Below are 6,798 nucleotides of genomic sequence, written 5' to 3'. Positions count from 1 at the left end.
GCGGACGATCGCGGAGGGGCGCGTGCCGGCGTCGGACGCGCTGCGCGATGCGCCTGGAGGTGCCAGCGCGAGCTGGCCCGGCTGCGCGAAGACGCCAGCGCCGCTTCTCGGGGAACCTGGCGCTCCTGATGTTCAGCTCCGAGGCGCAGGTGCATCCGCTGGTGGCGATGCGCTGGGTGCAGCGGTTGCCGGACCACATTGTCGTCGCCGCCAACACGGGCTACCTGCCCGGCCGCGTGAACTTCGTGCTGCGAAGCCGCGCGCCGGTGGACCTGCTCGCGCTGCTGCGGGGGCTGGACCTGCCGCCGCTGGGAGGCTCCTACGCGCACGGCCATGCGCGGGCCACGGGCGGCAGCCTTGCCCCCGCGGACTTCCTGCGCCTGATGGAGGCCCTGGGCTTCCGGGGGCTGAGCGACCGGGACGTGGAGCGGCGCGGCGTCGCGCCCTGACAGGACGCTGGGACGCGGGGGCGATGAGCAGCGCAAGCCCGTTGCGATATGACGGAGTGGATGCCTCGCGCCCTCTCCGCCCTCCTCTCCTCGCTGTGCCTCGTGGCCTGCGGTTCGACGAACGATGAGCCGCCCGCCCCCGGTGGCGAAGCCTGCGAGCGGTACACCTTCCCGCTGTCGGACACGTCGACGGCCAGCCACGTGAGCTCGTGCGGCAGCACCGCGTGCGGCAACGGAGAGAACCCGCCCAACTCCGGCATGCACTGCTCCACGTGGCTGTCGTGCCGCAGCTTCGACACGGAGCAGCCGCGCTGTTCGTGGATCCACAACCTGGAGCACGGCCACGCGGTGTTCCTCTACAACTGCCCGGAGGGCTGCGCCGACGACGTCGCGAAGCTGGAGGCCGCGATGGCGAAGGCCGCGGTGGGCAGCAACGGCGTGCGCCGCGCGCTCGTCGCGCCGGACTCGCAGCTGCCCAAGCGCTTCGCCGCGCTGCTGTGGCGCCGCACGTACCTGATGGACGCCGTGGAGCCGGACGCGCTCACGTGTCTGCTCGCGTTGCAGGACGTGGACGCCAGCGAGCCGGGCCTGGTCTGCCCTCCGTGAAACAACGGTGAGCACGCGACAGGTAGTGCTGGCGCGAGAGGAATCCACTCCACCAGGAGTGTGGCTGGCCAGCCAACCTTGCGCACACTCGAGCAACGTCTCTTAATTCGACGCACGCGCCAGCCCCTGTTTCATCCGCTTCCGTGTCCCGCGCGGCGGCACTGACACCCCCTTCGCCGGGGGCGGCGCGTCGCCATGACCGAGACCGTCGACGCCCCCGCGTCCCCGAAGGGGCCGGCTCCTCGAAACATCGCTGAGGCCTTCGAGGCGCAGGCCTCGCTTCGTCCCCACGCGGTCGCCGTCCGCTGTGACGGACAGCAGCTCACATACATGGAACTGGATGCCCGCGCGAACCGGCTCGCGGGCTGGCTGAAGGCACAGGGCGTGGGCCGTGAGCGGCCCCAGGTGGGCGTGTGCCTGCCACGCTCGGTGGACCTCGTTGTCACCCTGGTTGGCATCCTCAAGGCGGGGGGCGCGTACGTCCCGTTGGATCCGGAGTACCCCTCCGAGCGGCTCGCGTTCATGGCCACGGATTCGCGCGTGCGGATCATCGTCACGCACGCGGGGCTGGAGTCGCGGCTGCCATCAGGGGACTGGCGCACGCTCTGCCTGGATACGCAGGCGGAGTCGCTCGCGGGCTTCGGTGAAGGGCCCATCGCGCGGGACGTGGTGGAGGACGACCTGGCCTACGTCGTCTTCACGTCCGGCTCCACGGGCCGGCCCAAGGGCGTGTGCGTGCCCCACCGGGGCGTGCTGCGGCTGGTGCTGGGCGCGGACTACGTGCACCTGGGGCCGGACGAGGTGCTGTTGCAGCTGGCGCCCGTGGCCTTCGACGCGTCCACGTTCGAGCTCTGGGGCGCGCTGCTCAACGGCGGCCGCGTGGCGGTGTTCTCGCGCGGGGCCGCCGCGCTGGACGAACTGGGCGACTTCCTGCGCGCGGAGCGGGTGACGACGGCGTTCCTCACCACCGGCCTGTTCAACACGCTGGTGGACCGGGGCCTGCCGGGCACGGAGACGCTGCGGCAGCTCTACACGGGCGGCGAGGTGATGTCCCTGCCCCACGCGCGCCGGGCGCTGGAGGCCCTGCCGCGCACGCGCATCTTCAACTGCTACGGCCCCACGGAGAACACCACCTTCACGAGCTGCCAGCGCCTGCGCGCGCCGCTCGGCTCCGAGCCCGCGCCCATTGGCCACGCCATCTCCGGCACGCGGATGTACGTGCTGGACGCGGACGGCCGCGAGCTGCCCGTGGGCGCCGTGGGCGAGCTGTACACGGGGGGCACCGGCGTCGCGTGGGGCTACTGGGAGCGCCCCGAGCTCACCGCCGAGCGGTTCCTGCCGGATCCCTTCAGCCCCGAACCGGGCGCGCGCATGTATCGCTCGGGGGACCTCGCGCGCAGGCTCGAGGACGGCGCGGTGGACTTCGTGGGACGCGTGGACCACCAGGTCAAGGTGCGCGGCTTCCGCATCGAGCCGGGAGAGGTTGAAGCGGCGCTGCGCCTGCATGCCTCCGTGCAGGAGGCCGTGGTGATGGTGCGCGAGGACGTGCCGGGAGACCGGCGGCTCGTGGCGTACGTGACGGCCTCCGAGCCCCTCACGGCGCCGGTGCTGCGAGCCCACCTGAAGGACCACCTGCCAGTGCACATGCTGCCCTCGGCCATCGTCGTCCTGGACGCGATGCCGCTCACCGCGAACGGCAAGGTGGAGCGCAAGGCCCTGCCGGATCCGCGCGACTGCCCGGGCCGAGGAGGACTTCGTCGCGCCGGAGACCGCGCTGGAGCGGACCGTCGCGAAGGTCTGGGCGGACGTGCTGCGCGTGGACGCGGTCAGCGCCACGGCGGACTTCTTCGAGCTGGGTGGGCAATCCCTCCTGGCCACGCAGGCCATCGGCCGGCTGTGCGACGTGCTCGGGCGTCCCGTCCCGCTGCGCTCGCTGTTCGCCCTGCCCGTGCTGCGGGACTTCGCCGCCGCGCTGGAGGCGGCCGCTCCCGCGGCGGAGCGTGCCGAAGCGCCCATCCCTCCGTGCGCGGATGCGGCGCGGGAGCAGCTGTCGTTCGCGCAGCAGCGGCTGTGGTTCCTGGACCAGTGGATGCCGGGCTCCGCGCTGTACTCCCTGCCGTTCGCGTTCCGGCTGGAGGGCCCCTGGAGGCGGCCGTCCTGGAGCAGGCGCTCCAGGCCGTGGTGGACCGGCATGAGTCCCTGCGCACCACCTTCCCCGGAGAAGGCGCCGCCATCCAGCGCGTCGCCGCGCACCTGCCCGTGACGCTGGAGCGCGCGGAGAGTGGCTCGGAGGCAGACACGCTCGCGTGCATGCAGCGTGAAGCGGAACGTCCGTTCGACCTGGCCCGGGGTCCGTTGTTCCGCGCGCTGCTCATCCGTGAGGCGGAGCAGCGGCACGTGCTGGTGCTCAACCTGCACCACATCGTCTCCGACGGCTGGTCCTTCGGCGTGCTGTACCACGAGCTGTCCGCCGCCTACCGCGCGCGCGGAGCCGTCACGGACCTGTCCCCCCTACCCCTCCAGTATCCCGACTACGCGGCGTGGCAGCGCCAGTGGCTCCAGGGGGACGTGCTCCAGCGGGAGCTGGGCTTCTGGAAGGAGCAGCTCGCGGACGTGCCGCAGGTGCTGGAGCTGCCCACCGACCGGCCACGCGCCGCCGTGCAGCGGTTCGAGGGCGCCGTCCATCGCTTCACGGTTCCCGCCCGGCTCCACCGTGCGCTGGAGGAGCTGGCCCGCCGGGAAGGGGCCACGCTGTTCATGGCCCTGCTCACCGGGTTCCAGGTGCTGCTGTCGCGCTACAGCGGACAGCGGGACTTCGTGGTGGGCACGCCCATCGCGAACCGCACGCGGAAGGAGCTGGAAGCGCTCATCGGCTTCTTCGTCAACACGCTGCCCATCCGTGCTCGGTTCGAGGGGGAACCCTCGTTCCTCCAGTTCCTCGGACAGGTGCGCGACCGCGCGCTGGGGGCCTACGCCCATCAGCACCTGCCGTTCGAGAAGCTGGTCGAAGCGCTCCAGGTCGAACGTGAGTCGAGCCGCACGCCCCTCATCCAGGTGCTGTTCGCGCTCCAGAACGCGCCCACGTCACGGCTCCAGTTCCCGGACGTCACCGTCACCCCGCTGACGCTGGACACGCGCACGTCCAAGTTCGACCTGTTCCTCGCGCTGGAGGAGGCCGGTGACGAGCTGGTGGGCACGCTCGAATACGCCACCGCGCTGTTCGATGCGGCCACCATCGAGCGCCTGACGAAGCACTACCTCCAGGTGCTGCGCTGCTTCGTGGAAGCGCCGGACCGGGCCACGGGAGACGCGATCTTCCTGTCGGAGGTGGAGCAGCGGCGGGTGCTCCGAGACTGGAACGCGTCGGCACGTCCCTACCCTTCTGAGCTGTCCATCGTGGACGCCTTCGCGTCGCAGGTCGCTTTGCGGCCCGACGCCATCGCCGTGAGCCATGGCGCCGTGACGCTCACCTACGCGGAGCTGGATGCGCGAGCGGAGCACCTGGCCCGGCGGCTGCGGACGCTCGGGGTGGGCCGGCGCACGCCGCAGGTGGGCGTGTGCCTGCCGCGCTCGGTGGACCTCATCGTGTCGCTCGTCGCCATCCTCAAGGCGGGCGGCGCCTACGTCCCGCTGGATCCGGAGCATCCCGCCGAGCGGCTCGCCTTCATGGCCACCGATGCGCGGCTGGTCACCATCGTCACGCATGAGGCCCTGGCCTCCGGGCTGCCTCCGGGTTCATGGACGCCCGTGTGCCTGGATGTGCCCTGGGATGCCGTGTTGGACGGGCCCACGGCCGAGGCCGTGATGCCGATGGACCTGGCGCACCTCATCTACACGTCCGGGTCCACGGGCCGGCCCAAGGGCGTGTGCATCCCGCATCAAGGCGTGGTGCGGCTGGTGCTCAACCCCGACTACGTGCGCCTGGGGCCCGGGGACCGGATGGCGCAGTCCACGACCATCGCGTTCGACCTGTCCACGCTGGAGATCTGGGGCGCGCTGCTCAACGGGGCCACGCTGGTCCTGTTCACCAAGGATGAGATCATCGACCCGGATGTCCTGACGCGCAGGCTCCAGGAAGAGCGCGTCACGCACATGGTGCTGGCCACGGCGCTGTTCAACCACGTCGCCCGCACCCGGCCCGAGGCCTTCCGTCACCTGTCCTGGATGATCTTCGGCGGCGAGGCCGCGGATGTCGCCAGCGTCAACGCGGTGCTCGCGCACGGCGGGCCCACGGCGCTGATCAACGGCTACGGCCCCACGGAGAACACGTCGTTCAGCACGTGGCACCGGGTGCCGCACGCGGATGTCGAGTCCGTGCCCATCGGTGGACCGCTCGCCAACAGCACGGCCTACGTGCTCGATGCCCGGCTCCACCTGGTTCCTCCCGGCGTCGTGGGCGAGTTGTTCGTGGGTGGCGACGGACTGGCGCTCGGGTACTGGGACCGGTCCGGCCTCACCGCGGAGAAGTTCATCCCCCATCCGTTCAGCGACACGCCCGGCGCGCGGCTCTATCGCACGGGAGACCTCGTGCGGCAGCGCGGGGATGGCGTCCTGGAGTACGTCGGCCGCCGCGACCACCAGGTGAAGCTGCGCGGCTTCCGCATCGAGCTGGGCGAAGTGGAAGCGGCGCTGCGGCAGCACCCCGCCGCACGGGAGGCACTCGTCCTGCTGCGCGAGGACACTCCGGGCGACCGCAGGCTCGTGGCCTACGTCGCGGCCTCGGGCGTCGCGGAGGCGGTGTTCCGCGAGTTCCTCCAGGCCCGGCTCCCGGGCCACATGGTGCCCTCCGCGTTCGTGGTGCTGGAATCGCTGCCCCTCACGCCCAACGGGAAGATCGACCGGCGCGCACTGCCCGTCCCCGAAGCCTCCAGCCCCGAGGGCTTCATCGCGCCCCGGAGCCCGCTCGAAGCCCGGGTCGCCGGGATCTGGGCCTCCGTGCTGGGCGCGCGCGAGGTGGGGGCGCACTCCCACTTCTTCGACCTGGGCGGCCACTCGCTGCTGGCCACGCAGGTGGTGTCACGCGTGCGGGAGGCACTGGGTGTGTCCCTGCCCGTACGCGCCCTCTTTGAAGCACCGCGCCTGGAGGCGTTCGTCCGGGTCGTGGAAGGGCTGCTCGCGGAAGGGCGCCGGGACTCCTCGCGCATCCCGGTGACGCCGCGTGGCTCCGGGCTGCTTCCGCTGTCCTTCGCGCAGGAGCGGCTGTGGTTCCTGGGCCGGCTCCACGACGCACCGGGCGTCTACAACATGCCCATGGCCCTGCGCCTGGACGGGCCACTGGACGTCGCGGTGCTGCGCGCCAGCCTGGAAGCGCTCGTGCTTAGGCACGAATCCCTCCGCACCACGTTCCCCGAGGGCGACCTCCCCACGCAGCACATCGCCGAGGAGCCCGTCCTCACGCTGGAGGTGCAGCGATTCGAGGACTCGGGACCAGAGGACGTGCGAGTCCAGGCGCGCTTGCGGCAGGAGGCGGAGCGGTCCTTCGACCTTGCGCAGGGGCCCCTTTTCCGAGCGCTCCTGCTCCAGCTCGAAGGCACGTGTTCGGTGCTGGTGCTCAACCTGCACCACATCGTGTCCGATGGTTGGTCACTGGGCGTGCTCTACCGCGAGCTGTCCTCCGAGTACCACGCTCGTCTCCAGGGTCACGCGCCGAACCTGTCCCCGCTGCCGGTGCAGTACGCGGACTACGCCGCGTGGCAGCGCCAGTGGCTCCAGGGAGACGTGCTCCAGCGGCAGCTCGACTTCT

The 6,798-nt window shown here is 71.5% G+C and carries 3 protein-coding genes and 2 pseudogenes; all 5 read left to right on the top strand.

Features of this window, described 5'->3' with window-relative positions:
• Positions 1 to 449: pseudogene (locus ACLEQD_RS33745) on the top strand (hypothetical protein); the annotation flags it as partial.
• A gap of 60 nt (positions 450 to 509) precedes the next feature.
• Positions 510 to 1,055, top strand: coding sequence for a DUF3105 domain-containing protein (locus ACLEQD_RS33740; protein WP_410389702.1), 546 nt, complete (start codon positions 510 to 512; stop codon positions 1,053 to 1,055).
• A 195-nt stretch (positions 1,056 to 1,250) separates the two neighbouring features.
• A pseudogene (locus tag ACLEQD_RS33735) lies at positions 1,251 to 2,696 on the top strand (amino acid adenylation domain-containing protein); the annotation flags it as partial.
• 166 nt (positions 2,697 to 2,862) lie between these two features.
• Complete coding sequence (locus ACLEQD_RS33730; RefSeq protein WP_410389706.1) at positions 2,863 to 3,318, top strand: phosphopantetheine-binding protein; 456 nt, start codon at positions 2,863 to 2,865, stop codon at positions 3,316 to 3,318.
• Positions 3,234 to 6,798 (top strand): amino acid adenylation domain-containing protein (locus ACLEQD_RS33725; protein WP_410389704.1); only part of this gene is annotated, 3,565 nt, incomplete at its 3' end. The genes ACLEQD_RS33730 and ACLEQD_RS33725, both read left to right, overlap by 85 nt.

Origin of the sequence: Corallococcus sp. 4LFB (assembly GCF_046520365.1) — a bacterium.
In the GTDB taxonomy this organism is placed as follows: domain Bacteria; phylum Myxococcota; class Myxococcia; order Myxococcales; family Myxococcaceae; genus Corallococcus; species Corallococcus caeni.
This window is presented reverse-complemented; position numbering and strand designations above follow the sequence as displayed.